General features: G+C 62.1%; 17 protein-coding genes. 8 read left to right on the top strand and 9 right to left on the bottom strand.

What is annotated here, in order from left to right; genetic code table 11:
* Positions 1-19: 19 nt before the first annotated feature.
* Complete coding sequence (locus M2360_RS16830) at positions 20-694, bottom strand: hypothetical protein (RefSeq protein ID WP_280776423.1); 675 nt, start codon at positions 692-694, stop codon at positions 20-22.
* A 180-nt stretch (positions 695-874) separates the two neighbouring features.
* Positions 875-1060, bottom strand: a complete 186-nt coding sequence (locus tag M2360_RS16835) for a hypothetical protein (RefSeq protein WP_280776424.1) — start codon at positions 1058-1060, stop codon at positions 875-877.
* Positions 1061-1238: 178 nt separating this feature from the next.
* Here M2360_RS16835 and M2360_RS16840 point away from each other — a divergent pair, with 178 nt between their 5' ends.
* Positions 1239-2297 (top strand): acyltransferase, encoded by a 1059-nt coding sequence (locus M2360_RS16840; RefSeq protein ID WP_280776425.1) that lies wholly within the window; start codon positions 1239-1241, stop codon positions 2295-2297.
* 102 nt (positions 2298-2399) lie between these two features.
* Here the strand turns inward: M2360_RS16840 and M2360_RS16845 are convergent, their stop codons facing one another.
* Entirely contained in the window at positions 2400-3377 is a 978-nt protein-coding gene (locus M2360_RS16845; RefSeq protein WP_280776426.1) for an endo alpha-1,4 polygalactosaminidase, read from the bottom strand.
* 326 nt (positions 3378-3703) lie between these two features.
* Here M2360_RS16845 and M2360_RS16850 point away from each other — a divergent pair, with 326 nt between their 5' ends.
* Together M2360_RS16850 and M2360_RS16855 are read left to right on the top strand one after the other, a co-directional pair.
* A complete protein-coding gene (locus tag M2360_RS16850) occupies positions 3704-3832 on the top strand; it encodes a hypothetical protein (RefSeq protein WP_280776427.1) in 129 nt (42 codons plus the stop codon).
* Positions 3833-3992: 160 nt separating this feature from the next.
* The gene (locus M2360_RS16855) at positions 3993-5882 is read left to right on the top strand and encodes a hypothetical protein (protein WP_280776428.1); all 1890 of its coding nucleotides are present in this window, start codon (positions 3993-3995) and stop codon (positions 5880-5882) included.
* Positions 5883-5895: 13 nt separating this feature from the next.
* On the opposite strand, the gene M2360_RS16860 is transcribed toward M2360_RS16855, so the two are convergent.
* The gene (locus tag M2360_RS16860) at positions 5896-6504 is read right to left on the bottom strand and encodes a LysE/ArgO family amino acid transporter (RefSeq protein WP_280776429.1); all 609 of its coding nucleotides are present in this window, start codon (positions 6502-6504) and stop codon (positions 5896-5898) included.
* 92 nt (positions 6505-6596) lie between these two features.
* On the opposite strand from M2360_RS16860, the gene M2360_RS16865 reads away from it, so the two are divergent.
* The 3 genes from M2360_RS16865 to M2360_RS16875 all read left to right on the top strand — a co-directional run bounded on the left by M2360_RS16865 (position 6597) and on the right by M2360_RS16875 (position 8816).
* Positions 6597-7511 (top strand): LysR family transcriptional regulator ArgP, encoded by a 915-nt coding sequence (locus M2360_RS16865; RefSeq protein ID WP_280776430.1) that lies wholly within the window; start codon positions 6597-6599, stop codon positions 7509-7511.
* A gap of 108 nt (positions 7512-7619) precedes the next feature.
* Positions 7620-7835, top strand: a complete 216-nt coding sequence (locus M2360_RS16870) for a hypothetical protein (RefSeq protein ID WP_280776431.1) — start codon at positions 7620-7622, stop codon at positions 7833-7835.
* A 72-nt stretch (positions 7836-7907) separates the two neighbouring features.
* Positions 7908-8816: a LysR substrate-binding domain-containing protein gene (locus M2360_RS16875; RefSeq protein WP_280776432.1), complete on the top strand. Its 909-nt coding sequence runs from the start codon at positions 7908-7910 to the stop codon at positions 8814-8816.
* Positions 8817-8826: 10 nt separating this feature from the next.
* On the opposite strand, the gene M2360_RS16880 is transcribed toward M2360_RS16875, so the two are convergent.
* The gene (locus M2360_RS16880; RefSeq protein ID WP_280776433.1) at positions 8827-9057 is read right to left on the bottom strand and encodes a hypothetical protein; all 231 of its coding nucleotides are present in this window, start codon (positions 9055-9057) and stop codon (positions 8827-8829) included.
* 119 nt (positions 9058-9176) lie between these two features.
* Between M2360_RS16880 and gcvA the strand changes: the two genes are divergently transcribed.
* Positions 9177-10094, top strand: a complete 918-nt coding sequence (gcvA, locus tag M2360_RS16885; RefSeq protein WP_280776434.1) for a transcriptional regulator GcvA — start codon at positions 9177-9179, stop codon at positions 10092-10094.
* 15 nt (positions 10095-10109) lie between these two features.
* On the opposite strand, the gene M2360_RS16890 is transcribed toward gcvA, so the two are convergent.
* A complete protein-coding gene (locus tag M2360_RS16890) occupies positions 10110-10931 on the bottom strand; it encodes an SDR family oxidoreductase (protein WP_280776435.1) in 822 nt (273 codons plus the stop codon).
* Between the two features lie 257 nt (positions 10932-11188).
* Complete coding sequence (locus tag M2360_RS16895) at positions 11189-12382, bottom strand: phytanoyl-CoA dioxygenase family protein (RefSeq protein WP_280776554.1); 1194 nt, start codon at positions 12380-12382, stop codon at positions 11189-11191.
* A gap of 104 nt (positions 12383-12486) precedes the next feature.
* Here M2360_RS16895 and M2360_RS16900 point away from each other — a divergent pair, with 104 nt between their 5' ends.
* Entirely contained in the window at positions 12487-13500 is a 1014-nt protein-coding gene (locus tag M2360_RS16900; RefSeq protein ID WP_280776436.1) for a LacI family DNA-binding transcriptional regulator, read from the top strand.
* Here M2360_RS16900 and M2360_RS16905 read toward each other — a convergent pair.
* The gene (locus M2360_RS16905) at positions 13497-14888 is read right to left on the bottom strand and encodes an efflux transporter outer membrane subunit (RefSeq protein ID WP_280776437.1); all 1392 of its coding nucleotides are present in this window, start codon (positions 14886-14888) and stop codon (positions 13497-13499) included. The genes M2360_RS16900 and M2360_RS16905 overlap by 4 nt on opposite strands.
* 588 nt (positions 14889-15476) lie before the next feature.
* The gene (locus tag M2360_RS16910; protein WP_280776438.1) at positions 15477-15665 is read right to left on the bottom strand and encodes a hypothetical protein; all 189 of its coding nucleotides are present in this window, start codon (positions 15663-15665) and stop codon (positions 15477-15479) included.
* Between the last annotated feature and the right edge of the window lie 136 nt (positions 15666-15801).

Consider the following 15801-nt stretch of genomic DNA (forward strand, 5'->3'; position numbering starts at 1 on the left):
CGCTAGCCCGCTGCGAAAGTCATGAAACATGCTCATCACTCCATTGCGACGTTGCGACAGCCAGCTTTCTAAGAAGCCGGGTTGCAGAGTATTCAGACCTGTCGACCGTTATCGAAAGGGGTTTCCGAGATAGATCACTTTCACCTCCCAGCAAAAAGATCAGCCCGCCGTCGTTATGCTCGAATAGTCCAAGCACATGTAATCGGTCCAGGGACGCCTGCAGAGCGGACTCTTCCATGTCGAAATTTGCGGCTGTCAGTTCTCCAGTTTTATGGGCAAATGCCACTCTTAAGACAGGCCAATCCGCTGGTTCCAGCCGTCTGACAACGTCTATCACCACTCTTTCAGGATTTGGCAGCTTCGGATCGACAGCGTTGCGGATGTAATCGGCCCAAACACGTTGAAGCACATCGTCGCTCTCGTTAGAAATAGCATCAAACAGCGGGATCGAAATTCTAGGATCAAGTGCACGTACGTTGCCCACCATGCCGCTTTTTTCGATGGCCTTTCTGGTTTTTTCCATCACTTGCGCTCTATTGCGCATCCGAAATCCAGCCATACTATCTTCGAAGGCGCCGGCAACATGCCGAATACCATTCCCGAAAACGTCATCAATCCACCCGCCTGCCTTTTCCGCCGTCTCCAGTGACTTCTGTCCGAGCTTCGCGAGTTCTTCATTCGCTTTGTCGCCCATATCTCTTCCCCATCTGTAATTAGGTGAATAAATCACCAGCACAACAGGGAGTCGAGTCTGCAGATTATTGAAGTGTGGTCGGCACCCTACCCAGGATGTGAAGCAATTTGCGCGCTCAGGCCCGCACAATCGACAAAAGGGTGTGGTCCAAACAAAATTCAACAATTCGAAATCCCCCCTTCACACCTCCCACCCATCCACCGCCGCCGCCTCGAACTTCGCCACGCGTCTGTCGCCGGTGATATAGCCGGTGACTTCGACGGGGATGTCGTGGGCGAGGAAGTCGCGTTTGAGGATGCGGATCGTGTCCTCGTCGGGGCGAAAGAGGATGTTTACGTCCTTCCCCCCCCATTGACGTAATCTCAATCAACCGAGGGCAAAACTGGGCGGGGCGCTGTGATCCTTGCAGGATGATGTCATCTTCTGCGCTGGCGGGGCGTCCACCGCGGCCGGGCGAAAGATGAGATAGCGGCTGTGGGCGGCGGCGCGAGCGCGGCTCTCACGCCCATGGTTCAACACGGGATGACGGCGGATCGGACACATCTTGGCGGCTGAGAGATTTGAGAGTCTGGACGGCATGCGCGGGGCGGCGGCGATGATGGTCGTTCTCCTGCATATTCCGATGATCGCGGGACAACAGGTCAAGCCGGGCACGGCCTATCTGGCCGTCGACCTGTTTTTTCTTCTCAGCGGCGTCGTCATCGCCCACGCCTATGGGCCGCGCCTGAGCGGCGGCCTGACGCCGAAGGATTTCCTCGTCGCAAGACTGGTCAGGCTGTATCCCATCTATGCGATCGGACTGGGCCTCGGCCTGTTGGCCGTCGCCGCGCAATGGCTGGCGACCGATGCGCCCCCGTCAATCCTGCGCCTTTCGCTGGCCGTCGTGACCGGGCTTCTGTTTCTGCCGTTTCCCGCCAATGGAGCCGATGGCGATGTCTACACGCTGAATTTTCCGGCTTGGTCGCTGTTTTTCGAACTGGCCGCCAATCTGGTCTTGGCGGTGCTGTGGCCGAGATTGTCCGCCGGCTGGCTGGCCGCCATCATCGGCGTCTCCGCCGTCTGCCTGATCGCCATGGCGTCGATCATCGGAACGATGGATGGCGGAACGCTCGGAACCAATTTCTGGATGGGCGCCCCGCGCGTGGCGTTCGGATTTTTCGCGGGCGTCGCCCTCTATCGGCTGCGCGATCGCCTTCCGCGCATCGCAGCGCCAGCCTGGTTGATCCTGGCGCTGGTGATCGCAATGCTTGCCTATGCGCCCGCCGCCCCGCTGACGGCGGCGTATGAACTCTTCGTCGTCCTGATCGCCGCGCCCGTGCTGGTGATGCTGGCGATCCATGCGAGAGCGGATGGTCCCCTTCGGTCGCTCGCGGCCTGGGCGGGCGCAATGTCCTATGCCGTTTACGTCATTCACGCCCCGCTCCGGGACATTGCGCGGCTCGGCATGGAAAAGTGGAGCATGCAGCCGTCGCTGTGGCTGGGTCTGGCCTTCGTCGCCGTCACGATGCTTCTGGCCGCTGTCGTCACCACCGTCCTGGATCCGCCCTTGCGCGTTTGGCTTGCGAGACGCGCGAGATCCTGGAGCGAGAGAAAATCGGGGTGACGTCCACCCCGCAGTGACAGGCAAGCGGTTGAAGGCGGCGATTTGGGGTCTGGTCGCTGGATCGCCGCGCAGTTCAACCAAGCGCCTAAATCCGGTCAGGCCTCACACCGCCCACGCGTCCCCCATCCGGTCCAGATCCCGGTCCGGCGCCGCATAGGGGATGAAGCCATCCTCTGCCGCCGCCGCCTCGAATTTGGCGATGCGCTTGTCGCCGGTGATGTAGTCGGTGACATAGACGGGGATGTCGTGGGCGAGGAAGTCGCGTTTGAGGATGCGGATCGTGTCTTCGTCGGGGCGAAAGGCGTTGTTTTCGTCCTTGTCGCCGCCGCGAAAATAGAGGTCTTCGATGCCGATGCCGCCGATGACGGAATAGTAGTCGGCGATTTCGTCGCGATAGGCTTTGCCGCCGTCTTTCAGCGCGTCGATGATCCAGGCGCCGTTCTGGGGAATGACGAAGAAATCATCGTTCTTTTCGCGGGCGTGTTCGGTCATGCTGACGATGAAATCGACCATGCGGTCGGCGGCCTGGGTGTCGTTTTTCGGGTCGCCCTGTTGGCGGTCTGATTTTTTGACTTCCGTGCCCCAGAAATAATAGGCGTCGACAATGTCGAGATAGGCGGCGTCGAAGCCGGCTTTGACGATTTTGTCGAAATCGCCGGTGCGCTTGTCGTTGAAGAGGGTGTTCTGCCAGTCCTCGTCCCAATAACGGACCTTGCGATTTTCCGGCCAGTTGGGATTGACGGGGCCCAGCCAGTCGGGCGCCTCAGAGGTGAGTTTGCCGGTGGCCTTGCCGGTGGTCGTCCAGTCCTTGTCCCAGTAATCGCGGAAATCGCTGGCTTCGCCGATGGCGATATAGGAGGCGACGAGGCGACGCCCGTCGGGGCCGTCCTGGATTTCGGAAACATCCTTGCGGGAGAAGCGGGTGGCGTTGGTTCCGTCGCCGGTGGCGTCGATCACCAGCATGTCATGCGGCTGGCGGGACAGCGCTTCCACCGACAACATCTGTCCATTGCGGCCCTGAAGCTGATAGCCCCAATTGTCGACCTCGACCCATCCGTTGCGTGTCATGTAGCGGGGCATCAGCATCTCCTGTTCAAATGGAAACTAGCCGATTCCCGCGCCCTTTCCACCTGCCTCCGAGCGCGACAGGCGGTCCCCGACAAAGGCGGGCTTCTTCTTGTCAACCAAATTTTTCGCAGCCTCGAAACTTTTCCAAAGGCTGAACGTTATCTGAACGAAGCATTCAGCGACGCTTCACGGCTCATCGGCTTTAATCAGCGCAGATGAGAGGGAAAATCCGGCACTCAGCCGATGTTCCCCAGGAAACAGGCAAGCGCCGCTTTATCGGTCATAAAGGTGGCCAAGCGGACACACGGTCTGACGGAAGGACAAACGAAATGATGTACATGACGCTCACAGTAATGGCAGGCCTGATCACGGTCATGTTCGTGGCGACGGCCGTGTCGTCCATCGTAACCTCCATCCGCGAGAACGACGCCGCTCGCCGCGCCGCGCTCCGCCGCGCCGCTTTCTAAATAGTGAACTGACCTCCTCCCCCCCAAGCGCGGGTGCGTTCCCCTCCCCGCATCACCCGCGCTTCTCTTGACCGGACGGCCATCCCCTGCCCGTCCGGTCATTTTTTTGTCCGCTCGACGGCTTGCGGTGTAGGATCACCGCCACCGAATCGAGCACCGCATGCGCCCCGACCTTCTCGCCGTCCTCAACGATATCCGCCCTCTGCAACAGGCCGGCGCCCATGCCGATGTCGTGGCGATGCTGTCCGCGCTGCCGGAGGCTGCCGAGGAGCCCGCTGTGATGGCGGCGCTGGCGGCCAGCCTTGTCAAGATCGGCCGGCACGTCGAGGCCGGGCGGATCTATGAGCGGCTTTCGGACCGGGTGGAGGACAAGGCAAACGCGTTTCGGCAACTGGCCTGCCGGTTGTTCATCCAGGCGCGCGCCGCCGAGGACATGGAACGCATCGCGATCGCCGCGTCAGAAGCCATCGACGCCGACCTCGCGCTTGACCTCTGCCGGGCGCTTCTCGCCCATGCCCGGTTCGCGCCGCTGACAGGTCTACTCGACCGCCTCGATATGACCAGGGCCGAGCAGGCCTTCTTCAAGGCCTCCAGCCTCAAGCGCATCGGCCGGCACGCCGAGGCGCATCGCTGTCTCCAATCGGCCTGCCTCCTTCATCCGGGCGATGTCGCCCTGAGCGTGGAACTGATCGCCTCGGCCCGCAGCATGATGGATTTCGACAGCCTGCGCCGTTTCGAGCAGATGATGGCGGAGCCGATGACGCCTTTCGCCAAAGCGGTTTTCACCCATCAGGCGGCGCTCGACCGGCTCTACTGGCTGGATGATGAGACGCGGCAGGACCAGCTTTCGGCGGATCAACGCCGCCTCGACCAGATCGCCAAGGTGGCAGGCGCGCCGCTGCGCCGGCGGATTTCTTCCGACGGCAAGATCAGCATCGGCTATCTCAGCGACGAATTCGGCAATTTCATCGTGTTCGACGTGCTGGAGCCGGTCCTTCTCGCCCATGACCGCGAACGGTTCTCGATCAGGCTGTTCGGCTACGGACCGCGAAAAATCGCCGACAAGCGGCTGGGTCCGCTTCAGGCCGATTATGTCGATCTCGCCGGGCTCGACGACCGGGCGGCGGCGGCGCGGATCGACGCGGAGGGGATCGACATACTCGTCGACCTCAAGGGCTTTACCCGCAGCAGCCGGCTCAACATCGCGCGGCTCTGCGCCGCTCCCGTCAAGGCCGTCTATCTCGGCTATCCGGCGACAGTGCCCGGCGCGGATTTCGACTATGCGATCACCGACATGTTTGTGACGCCGGATAGCGCCAGGGCGCAGTATCGCGAAAAGCTCTGCCGCCTGCCGGAAACGCAGATGCCGAACCGCGCCTTTGAGCCTGACGACATCCAGCCCGTCAGCCGCGCCGAGGTCGGCTTGCCGGAGGGAAAAGTCATTCTCGGCGCCTTCAATGCGCCGCGCAAGATGACGCCCCGGCTGTTCGATCTGTGGATGGAGATTTTACGCGCCGCGCCGGAGGCGGTGCTGTGGACGCTGTGCCGCAACCCTTCCGCCCGGCAATCGATGCTGAGCGAGGCCGCGCGGCAGGGCGTTGACGCCGACAGGATCTTTTTTATCGGCGATCCCGCCCCGCATCCTGTTTATCTCGGCCAGATCGCGCTCGCCGATCTGGCGCTCGACACAATGCCCTATAACGGCCATTCGACCAGCGCCGATATTCTCAGGGCGGCGACGCCGCTCGTCACCATGCGGGGACAATCCTATCACTCCCGCGTCAGCTGGGCGCTGCTTCAGGCCGTGGGATGCGCGGATCTGGCGGCGGCGACGGAGCGCGATTATGTCCGGCTGGCGCTCGACCTGATCGGCGACGCCGACCGTCGCGCAGGCTACCGGGCGCGTCTCAAAGCGGCGCGGGCCGTCTCGCCGCTGTTTGATCCCCAGCGCATGGCGCGGCATCTTGAAAAGGCCTTCGAGATGATGGCCGCGCGCGCGCGGCAGGGTCTTGACCCTGATCACCTCGATGTCGAGGCCGAGCCCCGTTAACGCAAGATCGACATCACCCGCCAGTGACAAGGCTGAGGGCGATCATCCACATCACCAGGCCAATCGCCGCATCGAGAATGCGCCAGGCATTGGGGCGAGCAAACAGCGGCCGCAGCAACCGCGCGCCATAACCGAGCGAAAAGAAGAAGGTGAAGGAGGCCGTCACGGCGCCGAGGCCAAAGATATGTTCTGCGCCGTCGTAGCGCGTCGAAATCGCCCCCAACAGGACGACCGTGTCGAGATAGACATGCGGATTAAGCCAGGTCAGCGCCAGGCAGGTCAGAAGCGTCGGCCAGAACGGACGTTGCGTTCCCCCCTCCGCCAGCAAGGCGCCGCCGCCGCGCCAGGCCGAGAGGAAGCTTCGCGCGCCATACCAGGCGAGAAACAGCGCCCCGCCGGCCCGCATGGCGGGATCGAGCCAGGGCAGCGCCGCCGACACCAGACGGAAGCCGCTGACGCCGAGCGCGATCAGCACCGCGTCGGAAAGCGCGCAGGCGAGGCAGACGGCCAGCACATGCTGCTTCAGCAGCCCTTGCCGCAAGACGAAGGCGTTTTGCGCGCCGATGGCGACGATGAGGCCGAGACCGGCCCCGACGCCGGTGAAGAAAATGGAGAATGTCATGCGCCCTCCTTGCTGGCGCCGACACAACTAGCGAACAGCTCTGAATTAGGATAGTTAAACTCCCTAATGCAAATTAAGCTGGACTAATCACAATGATCGACTATGCCTCCCTCAGGGCGGTGGCCGCAGTGGCCGAAACCGGCAGTTTCGAGAAGGCGGCGCGCATTCTGAACGTGACGCCGTCCGCGGTGTCGCAACGGGTCAAGCAACTCGAAGATCGGATCGGGGCGGCGCTGATCGCCCGCGGCAATCCCTGCACGGCGACCGACAAGGGCGCCTGGCTCTGCCGCCACATGCAGCATGTCGGCCTGCTGGAGCAGGAGTTGTTTCGGGAACTTCCGGGACTGGGCGGCGAAGAGCCTGGCGCGAACCGCGCCACCATCGCCGTCGCCGTCAACGCCGACAGTCTCGGCTCGTGGTTTTTGCCCGCCGCGGCGCAATATTCGGCCCGCTCAGGGCATCTCTTCAACATCACCGTCGACGATCAGGACCACACCGCCGAATGGCTCAAGCGCGGGCACGTGCTGGCCGCCGTCACCAGCCTCGACAAGCCGGTGGCAGGTTGCCGCGCCCTGGCGCTCGGCGCTCTCCGCTATCGCGCCACCGCAAGCCCCGCCTTCATGGCCCGGCATTTTCCGGCAGGCGTGACCGTCGAGGCGCTGGCTGCGGCGCCGTCGCTGACCTTCAATCAAAAGGATCGGCTGCAGGAACAATGGGCCATGGCCGCCTTGGGCAGCAGAGCGGCGCTGACCGGCCACTGGCTCCCCTCGACACAGGCCTTCGTCGACGCCTGCCTGCTGGGGCTGGGTTGGGGCATGAACCCGGATCTGCTGGTGCGCGATCATCTCGCCGCCGGACGCCTCGTCGAACTCGTTCCCGGCGCGCATCTCGACATTGCCCTATTCTGGCAGATCAACCGTCTGGCGGCCGATCAACTGACACAACTCACCGCTGCAGTGTCGCAAGCCAGCAAAGCCTGTCTCGTGATTGGCAAAAGCCAGATTTGAATAGTATTACTTATAGTTGACCCGCACATTAAGGTTAATTGAATCTTCACATTGAGAATTTCTTCACTATATTCCATACCGCTATGCAAGGAATACGGGAGGAAACCGATGTCCAGCCATACGGCTCAATACAACGCAACCCTGAAATTTAACGGCGTTCCCGCCGATGCGAGCCAGATCGAGGAGCGACTGGTCGAACTCGGCATGGACCGCGAGGCTTTTCACATCTGCCTTGGCGCCGAAGACAGCGCCGATATCCGCTTCTGGGAGCCGGATCAGGACGAAGCCCAGCGCTTTCTTCAGAAAATACGCGAACTTCAATAAGCGCCAGACCGGCCGGGCATGAAACGGCCGGAAAATTGCGCCGACAAGGGCGATGTGATTTAACCTCGCCCCATGGCCTTCACGCTCAGACAATTGCAATATTTCATCGCCGTCGCCGAACAGGGAACTGTATCGGGGGCGGCGCAGATGCTGTCGATCTCGCAATCCTCGATCACCGAGGCGATCAAAGAACTCGAAAGCGATCTCGGCGTGGCGCTGTTCGACCGGCATTCGCGCGGGCTGACCATCACCCATAACGGCCATCAATTTCTGCGCCATGCGACGAACATCCTGTCGCAGGTGTCCGACGCCCGCCGGGCTTTTTCCGAACAGAAGCAGGATGTCTCCGGCGCGCTCAATCTCGGCGTCACCTCGCTGGTCGCGGGCTATGTGCTGTCGGATCTGCTCAGGCGCTACAGGCGCGCTTATCCGGGTGTCGACGTCACCGCCATGGAGGACAACGGCTCCTATCTCGAACATCTGCTGGTCGGCGGCGAGTTGGACATCGCGGTGATGACCATCTCCAACCTGCGCGACCGCATGGCGCTGCAGGCTGAGATCATCGAGACCTCGCCCTATCGGTTGTGGTTGCCGATGGGCCACAAGCTCGGCGGCGCCGACATCATTTCAGTGAAAGACATCGCCCAGGAGCCGCTGATCATGCTGACGGTGGATGAAATCGAGGAGAATACCGGCAAACTGCTGACGGCGCTGGGCGCCAAGCCGCATGTCGCCTTCCGCACCCGGTCGGTGGAAGCGGTGCGCAGCCTGGTGGCGACCGGCGCCGGCGTCGCGCTGCTGCCCGATCTCGTCTACAGGCCCTGGTCACTGGAAGGCGACAGAATCGAAAGCCGCGATGTTTCGGGCGCTCTGCCGGTGGTCCAGGTCGGGCTCGTCTGGCGCCGGGGATCGTCGCTACCGACCGCCGCCCGCGAATTCCTGCGGATCGCCGAGACGGCGCGGGCGGTGCGCGATCGATGACAGGCGCTGATCAGAGACCGGGCGACGTGCCGCGCTGGGAAAAATCGTCCTCCACCGCGAAACGCGGCTCGACGCCGATATCGGCGAGCAGATGCGGCGACAGGCGACGCAATGCATCCGGCAGCGCAGGAGGGACCGAGGCGCTTTCATGGACGGAAAAGAACGCGGCGATCCGGTTGAGGATCTTGCTCCAGTCCAACGAAACATGGGCGGCGTGATGCGGGGCGAAAGAGGTCGACATAACCGGCTCCATCAAGTTTTTCTTAAAGGTTGTTTGATGCTTTTGTTATGACGCATTGACCGAAATAAGGGAAACGAGTAATTCTCAATCTAATTTCAAGCTTTTTTTGAAGGTAGCCCATGCGAGCCGCACCCGGCGCCCGAGCCTTGAGAACGCTGGTGGCGGCGGCTCATCACCTCAATTTCACCCGCGCCGCCGATGAACTCGGATTGACGCCTGCGGCGGTCAGCTACCAGATCAAGGAAATCGAGGATCAGGTCGGCGCGCAGCTGTTTCTGCGCACCAGCCGCTCCATCCGCCTGACCGAGGCCGGCGCCATCATGTGCGACGCCGCCAAGGAAGCGATCGACATTCTCGAAAAAGCCGTATCGCGGGCGCGCAAGAAAGCGCGGGGGGCGGATTATCTACGGGTGACGGTCGATCCGCAATTTGCGACGAAGTGGCTGATGCGGCGGGTAGACCAGTTCCGCAAGCGGCATCCCGAGATCGAATTGCGTTTCGATGTGTCCTATGAAGTGCGCGATTTCGACCTCGACGACGTCGATGTGGCGATCCGCTATGGATCTGGGCGATATCCAGGGCTGGCCGCCAACAGATTGTTCGACAATGTCATCGTGCCGGTCTGCAGCCCGCGCCTGCTCGCCTCCGGCAAGCCGCTGCAAAAACCCAGCGATCTGCAAATGCACACGCTTGCCCATATCGAATGGTCGCGGCCGGGCGTGACCTGGCCAAACTGGCGGATGTGGATGGCGGCGGCGGGCGTCGCCGATTTCGACGACAGCCGCACTATCGTGTTCGGCACCTCGACCGACGCGGTGGAGGCGGCCATCGCCGGCGAGGCGGTGGCGCTCGCCGATTTCGCCATGGTGGCCAGCGACCTATCGGAGGGAAAGCTGATCCGGCCCTTCGAACTCACCATCCGCGCCCCGTCGGAATACGCTTACTTCTTCGTCTATCCGCAGCAGAACAGCGGCGATTCCCGCATCGCCGCATTTCGCGAGTGGTTGGTGGAGGAAGCGCGGCAGATGGCCCTCTGACGCGCCCTGCCCTGATCAGAGCGGCGCGACCGGATGCGGCGAGCCGTCATAAGCGCCCCAGATCGACTGATCGAAACAGATCACCGACCCTGTCATCAGCCCGGATTCCGATGAGCAGAGATAGACGCAGGCGCGCGCCACCTCTTGCGGATCGACGAGACGGCCGAAGGGCTGGCCAGCGGCCGCCTTTTCAAGCCAATCGGCGGGCGCGCCATGGAATTCGCGCTGGATGCGGTCTTCGCCTTCCGACGCCATCCAGCCGATGTTGAGGCCGTTGATCCGGATCCTGTTGCGTAAAACTGCGTAAGCGGTGTTCTTGGTCAGCGTCTCCAGCGCGCCTTTAGAAGCGCAGTAGGCCGCGAGAAAGGGCTGGCCGGCCATGGCGGACATCGAGCCGATATTGACGATCGCGCCTTCGGTCCCTTCCCTGCGCATCAAGCCGATCGCCTCCTGCATCAGAAAGAACGGCGCCCGCACATTGATGGCGAACATGCGGTCAAACAGGTCTGGGCTGGTCTCAAGGATTGTGCCGCGATCGGTGATGGCGGCGGCGTTGACCAGGCAATCGACGCGGCCGAACTCAGTGTCGGCGCGGCCGATCACCGCCCGGGCATCCTCGACCCGTTCGAGATCGGCGGGCTGATAGACTGTGCGCACGCCGGTCTCGTCTTCGATTTCGCGGGCCTTGGCCTCGCCCTTGGCCTGGTTGCGGCCGCAGATCACCAGTCCCTCGGCGCCGCGTTCAGCGAACAGCCGGGCCACCGTCGCCCCCAACCCCTGCGTTCCGCCGGTGACGACAGCGATCTTGCCCGTGAGACGGGCGGCGTTCTCAGTCATGGATCCTCCTTCGTCACCCTCCGGTGACTCTATGCAAAAACGAAGAACCCTCCCCGGCGCCGGGGAGGGTCTTTCTCGCCGACATCAGGCCGCGGGGGAGAAACCACGGCTGGAGAGGACGTCGGACTGAGGTCCGGAGGCGGTCCGTCAAGCGCTTGTTTGAATGCGTGGCTCCTCTTCCCCGCATTCGAGCGCCGTGAGGAGCCCCGGTCTAGCGCCCGCGCCGATCGGTCGGCGGCGTGGGCGAAGCGCAGAAATCAGGTCAGTCTCTTCTCGGACTGCACGGCCAACGCCCTGGCGAAATCATCCGGCGCCATGTCGGAGGCGAGAGCGTCACGGAACAACTGCGCTTGCGTTTTCGGAGCCAGGCCGCCGAGCGGCGGATCTCGGTCGAGATTGGTCGGGAACGAATAACCTTCCGCACAAGAGGCGATGGCGTTATCGGCAGCAGCCTGGCTGATCTGGCCGCCCGCCAGCATGGCCTTCAGCGCCGGGAAAAGCGCCGCCGACATCTTTTCGCGGCCAACCGATTCCATTGCACGGCCGAAAGCCGAGGACACCTGCAGGAGATTGGCGGTGCGGAGAATATTCTCCGAACGGTTGGTCCCCGCCGCATGGATGAGCGCGGGATTGAAGAACGCCACATCGCCCTTCTCCAGCGGCAGTTGGACATGATGGGCGGTGAAGTAATCCTGAAACTCCTGCCGCGCCGAGACGAGATAGCCGAGCGGGTAGATCTGGCTATAGGGCAGGAACAGCGTCGGGCCGCTTTCGAGCGGCATATCGCAATGGGCGACGGCGCCCTGCAGCGTCAGCACCGGCGAGAGGTGATGGACATGAGCGGGATAGCGCTCGATCTCGCGGGCCGACTGGAAGCCGAGATGATAATCGCGGTGGAACTTCTGCGCCGTCCCGCCCGGATTGACCCGGTTGACCTGCGCCGTCATCTGGTAATGCGGCCCCAGCCAGGCTTCAGAGGCCAGCGCGATGATGGCGTTGCCATAATACTGGGCGAAATTCTCGGGATCGGCGAGGCAATGCTTTTCCAGCGAATTCCAGATCCGGTCATTGGCGCCGGGCTTGGCGAAATGGTCGCCGCCGCCAGTTTGGCTGCGATGCTGCTCCTCGATGATCTCGGTGAAGATCTGGGTGGCGCGATCGATGGTCCCGAGATCGGTGAAAGCGCGCTTGAAGACGGCGACGCCGGGGCCATGGGCAAAGACCTCGCAGATTTCGGCGAGAAGGTCGCGCCGGCCCTCATCCGTCGCGCAGGCGTCAACCACCCGCCCGGCGTCGTAGATCAGCACATTCTGCTCGACGGCGCTGGCATGCGGATAGTCAGTGAGATCGGTGGTCTGGCTGATCAGCGAGATGAAATCGTCGAGATCGCAATCGGCCTCGCGATACCAGACGCGGTTCGCCCGCATGGCTTTCGGATTGTCGGTCTTCATGGGCTCCTCCCTGAGCTTGACGAATGTAAGTTCAGTATAGGCGCGGGCTGTGCTAGGCACAGGGGCAATATCCATCAAAAATCCATCAAAACGGAAGGCGCGACATGGCGCATGACCATCTGATCAAGGACATTGCCTTTCAGGCCGGGCTCTCCACCGCCACCGTCGACCGGGTGATCAATGGGCGCGGCGGCGTGCGGCGGCAGACAATGAGCCGGGTGCAGGCGGCGATCGAGGAATTGAAACAGCAGGAGCAGGCCCAGGCGCATGCGGGGCGGACTTATGTGTTCGACGTGATCATGGAGACGCCGGACAGGTTTTCCACCGCCGTGCGGCATGCCTTCGAACAGGAGGCGGCGATCTCGCCGCCGGCGGTGCTGCGCGCGCGCTTTCATTTTTCCGAGCGGATCGAGGACGCGGCGCTGGTCAAACTCATCGCCCGGGTGCGCAACCGCGGCAGCCATGGCGTCGTGCTGAAGGCGGCGGATACGCCGGTGGTCAACCAGGCGGTGGCGGATCTCGCGCAGGCGGGCATTCCTGTCGTCACAATCGCCACCGACCTGCCGGGATCAGTGCGGATCGCCTATGCGGGGGCCGACAATCTCGCGGCCGGGGAAACCGCCGCCTATCTGATTGGGGCGACGCTCGCCGAGGGCGCGGTGCTGGTGACGCTGTCCTCCAGCCGCTTTCGCGGCGAGGAAGAGCGGATCGAAGGCTTCCGCCGGCTTCTGGGACAGCGCTGGCCGCATCTCCACATCGTCGAGGCGAGCGAGGGTTACGGCAAGGACGCCATGACCGGCGCGCTGGTGCGCGCGGCGCTTCTCGACCATCCCGGGATCAACGCCGTCTATTCGATCGGCGGCGGCAACCGCTCGATTCTCGACACGTTCGACGCGCTGGGGCGACACATCGCCTGTTTCGTGGCGCATGACCTCGACGAGGACAATCGCCACCTCCTGGCTGCGGAGAGGCTGAACTTCGTGCTCTGGCACGATCTGCGCCGCGACGCTGGCTCGGTGTTTCGCGCCTTTCTCGACTGGCATAAAAAAATCGGCCCCGCAAAGGGGCCGATTCTGTCGAAGCTGGATGTCGTGACGCCGTTCAACGTTCCGGTTTAGTTGGACGCCATCACCTGTTCTTCGCCGGCCCAGCCGCCGCCGAGCGCCTGGCATAGCGCGATGTAATTGAGCGCGAGCTGCTGCGAGCTCTGGGCCAGCTGCAGGTCCGCCGAATAGAGCGAACCCTGCGCCGTCAGCACATCGGAGAATTCCGTGTTGCCGGCGTCGTAAAGCTGCTGGGCGAGTTCCAGCGCGCGGCGATACTCGTTGACCGCGACGGAAAGGCGCGAATAGTGCTCACGCTCCTTGCGCAGCGCAACCAGCGCGTCCTCGACTTCCTTCACCGCCGTCAGCACCGTGCTCTTGTAAGCCAGATACTGAACCTTGGCGGTGGACTTGTTGAGGTCGACCATGGCCTTGAGCGTGCCCTGGTTGAAGATCGGAATACTGATCGACGGGCCGAAGCTCCAGCCAGTCAGGGTAGCGGTTTGCGTCTTGCTCGGCCCGATATTTCCCGAAAGCCCGATGGTCGGCAGACGGTCCGCCTCCGCAACCCCGATATCGGCCAGCGCGTAGTTCAGTTCCTGCTCGGCCTGACGAACATCCGGACGGTTGCGCAGCAGATCGGCGGGAACGCCTTCGTTGAACTTGATCTTCGGACGCTTGATCGGCGTGTATTTGGCGAACAGATTGTCGAAAGCCGCCGGCTCCTTGCCGAGCAGAATGGCGATCTGATTGATATATTGCAGACGCGCCTGCTCCAACTGCGGAATGTCGGCGGCGGTCAGGGCCGCCTGGGCGGATGCCTGCGCTTCATCGAGAGCGCTGGCGGAACCGGCCTCCAACTTGGCCTTGGTAATCTGCGTCGTGTTGTTCTGCACCGCCAGAGACTTCTTGGCGATTTCGATCTGACGCGCCGTGCCCTGAGCGTTCATATAGGCCGTGGCGATATTGGCGATCACGGTCAGGCGAGCGTCGTTGAGGCTCTCCTTGGAGGATTCGATATTGGCCTTTTCACGCTCGGATGTCTTGGCCCATCCGAAAGGATTGAGCGTCCAGGAGCCGGACAATTGCGCGGAATTGGTGGTGTAGGTCTGGGACGGAGACCCATGCGGATTGGCGTGGTTTCGCGTCACTTCGCCATCGAGGCCACCCGTCGGCAGATAACTGCCGATGTTCACCCGCGATGTGATGCGGGCCTGCCGCACTCGCTCGCGCGCCGTCTCGATGTCGATGTTCTGCGCAAGCGCTTCGTCGACCAGACGATTGAGGTTGGAATCGCTGAAATTCGCCCACCAGGTCGTGGTCGGTTGGATGGTTTCACCCTTCTTCGCCACCTTCTCCTTGAATTGCGGCGTCAGGGCAATGTCGGGTCCCGGCAGAAAACTGGTGCTGCAGGACGACATCAGGGCTGCGAAAGCGGCCAGCACGACAAGATTTTTCGACATGGATCAGACGAACTCCTGATCCCCAGGAATCATTCCCCGAGGCATTGTGAAATGCGCTTCTTCCGCTCCTGCGGAAAAACGCGAACCTAACTAGATGCTGGCGAGCCAGCCGGCGCAAACGCCGCGCCCGTCACATGACGCAATACGAACAGCGCGACTTCCCCCCGCGCCGAGTTCCGGAACCATACTCTTTTATTCAGCGCGGATGACAGGAATTCAACAAAAATTTAAGATTTGTCCACACGCCGTTCCTTGCGTCATTTCGGGACCGAACGGGTGATTCGCACGCATTCGAGAAACTGCGCTGCGAACGGCGTCATCAGCCATGCTGGAAAACCACGGCGTTTACTATTCATGCTTAGAAATTTAATCGAAGTCGATCCTGATCCGCGATCACGGTCGCCGGAAAGGTCAAGCTTAATTTTCACCTGAGACTGTTGCGCTTTTAACACTAATTCCGCAACAGGAAAGCCGGAATCTGTTCGGCCAATACCATCGAATCAGCGAAGCGACGGTGCCGGAAAGTCGCCTGAAGGGCGGATTTATGCGGGTCGCCTGGGTGGCGGCCCGCCGGATTTGCGCCATGCCTCAAGCGGCGGCGCGCGGCTGCATCGACTGGAGCCGTGCGAGCGCACCGCGAAGTTCGGCGACGGAATTGAAGACGGCGTCGTCGAGATCCATGACATGATATTTGACGGCCATGAACTTGACCTTGCCGTTCTGATGGAGGGCGACGCCAACCGGCTGGCCCGCATGTTCGATCACTTGTTTTTCCATGGCATTCCTTTCCATTGCGCCTGTGTTGCAGGTCGCTCTGATGTTCTGCTGAGGATTGACATCGCTAGAGCGCGGCGAGACCGCGCGCGCGACTGCTTCCGGAACAGTCGGCCGTCATGGAGCGGCCCCAAGAAGA

It is taken from the genome of Rhizobium sp. SG_E_25_P2 (assembly GCF_029892285.1).
In the GTDB taxonomy this organism is placed as follows: domain Bacteria; phylum Pseudomonadota; class Alphaproteobacteria; order Rhizobiales; family Rhizobiaceae; genus Rhizobium_E.

What these genes read in the sequence shown, in the direction of transcription:
- M2360_RS16890 (WP_280776435.1), bottom strand. Translation starts at nt 10,931, where the DNA reads ATGACTGAGAACGCCGCCCGTCTCACGGGCAAGATCGCTGTCGTCACC.
- M2360_RS16870 (WP_280776431.1), top strand. Translation starts at nt 7,620, where the DNA reads ATGTCCAGCCATACGGCTCAATACAACGCAACCCTGAAATTTAACGGC.
- M2360_RS16850 (WP_280776427.1), top strand. Translation starts at nt 3,704, where the DNA reads ATGACGCTCACAGTAATGGCAGGCCTGATCACGGTCATGTTCGTGGCG.
- M2360_RS16855 (WP_280776428.1), top strand. Translation starts at nt 3,993, where the DNA reads ATGCGCCCCGACCTTCTCGCCGTCCTCAACGATATCCGCCCTCTGCAA.
- M2360_RS16910 (WP_280776438.1), bottom strand. Translation starts at nt 15,665, where the DNA reads ATGGAAAAACAAGTGATCGAACATGCGGGCCAGCCGGTTGGCGTCGCC.
- gcvA (WP_280776434.1), top strand. Translation starts at nt 9,177, where the DNA reads ATGCGAGCCGCACCCGGCGCCCGAGCCTTGAGAACGCTGGTGGCGGCG.
- M2360_RS16845 (WP_280776426.1), bottom strand. Translation starts at nt 3,377, where the DNA reads ATGCCCCGCTACATGACACGCAACGGATGGGTCGAGGTCGACAATTGG.
- M2360_RS16875 (WP_280776432.1), top strand. Translation starts at nt 7,908, where the DNA reads ATGGCCTTCACGCTCAGACAATTGCAATATTTCATCGCCGTCGCCGAA.
- M2360_RS16865 (WP_280776430.1), top strand. Translation starts at nt 6,597, where the DNA reads ATGATCGACTATGCCTCCCTCAGGGCGGTGGCCGCAGTGGCCGAAACC.
- M2360_RS16895 (WP_280776554.1), bottom strand. Translation starts at nt 12,382, where the DNA reads ATGAAGACCGACAATCCGAAAGCCATGCGGGCGAACCGCGTCTGGTAT.
- M2360_RS16905 (WP_280776437.1), bottom strand. Translation starts at nt 14,888, where the DNA reads ATGTCGAAAAATCTTGTCGTGCTGGCCGCTTTCGCAGCCCTGATGTCG.
- M2360_RS16880 (WP_280776433.1), bottom strand. Translation starts at nt 9,057, where the DNA reads ATGTCGACCTCTTTCGCCCCGCATCACGCCGCCCATGTTTCGTTGGAC.
- M2360_RS16860 (WP_280776429.1), bottom strand. Translation starts at nt 6,504, where the DNA reads ATGACATTCTCCATTTTCTTCACCGGCGTCGGGGCCGGTCTCGGCCTC.
- M2360_RS16830 (WP_280776423.1), bottom strand. Translation starts at nt 694, where the DNA reads ATGGGCGACAAAGCGAATGAAGAACTCGCGAAGCTCGGACAGAAGTCA.
- M2360_RS16900 (WP_280776436.1), top strand. Translation starts at nt 12,487, where the DNA reads ATGGCGCATGACCATCTGATCAAGGACATTGCCTTTCAGGCCGGGCTC.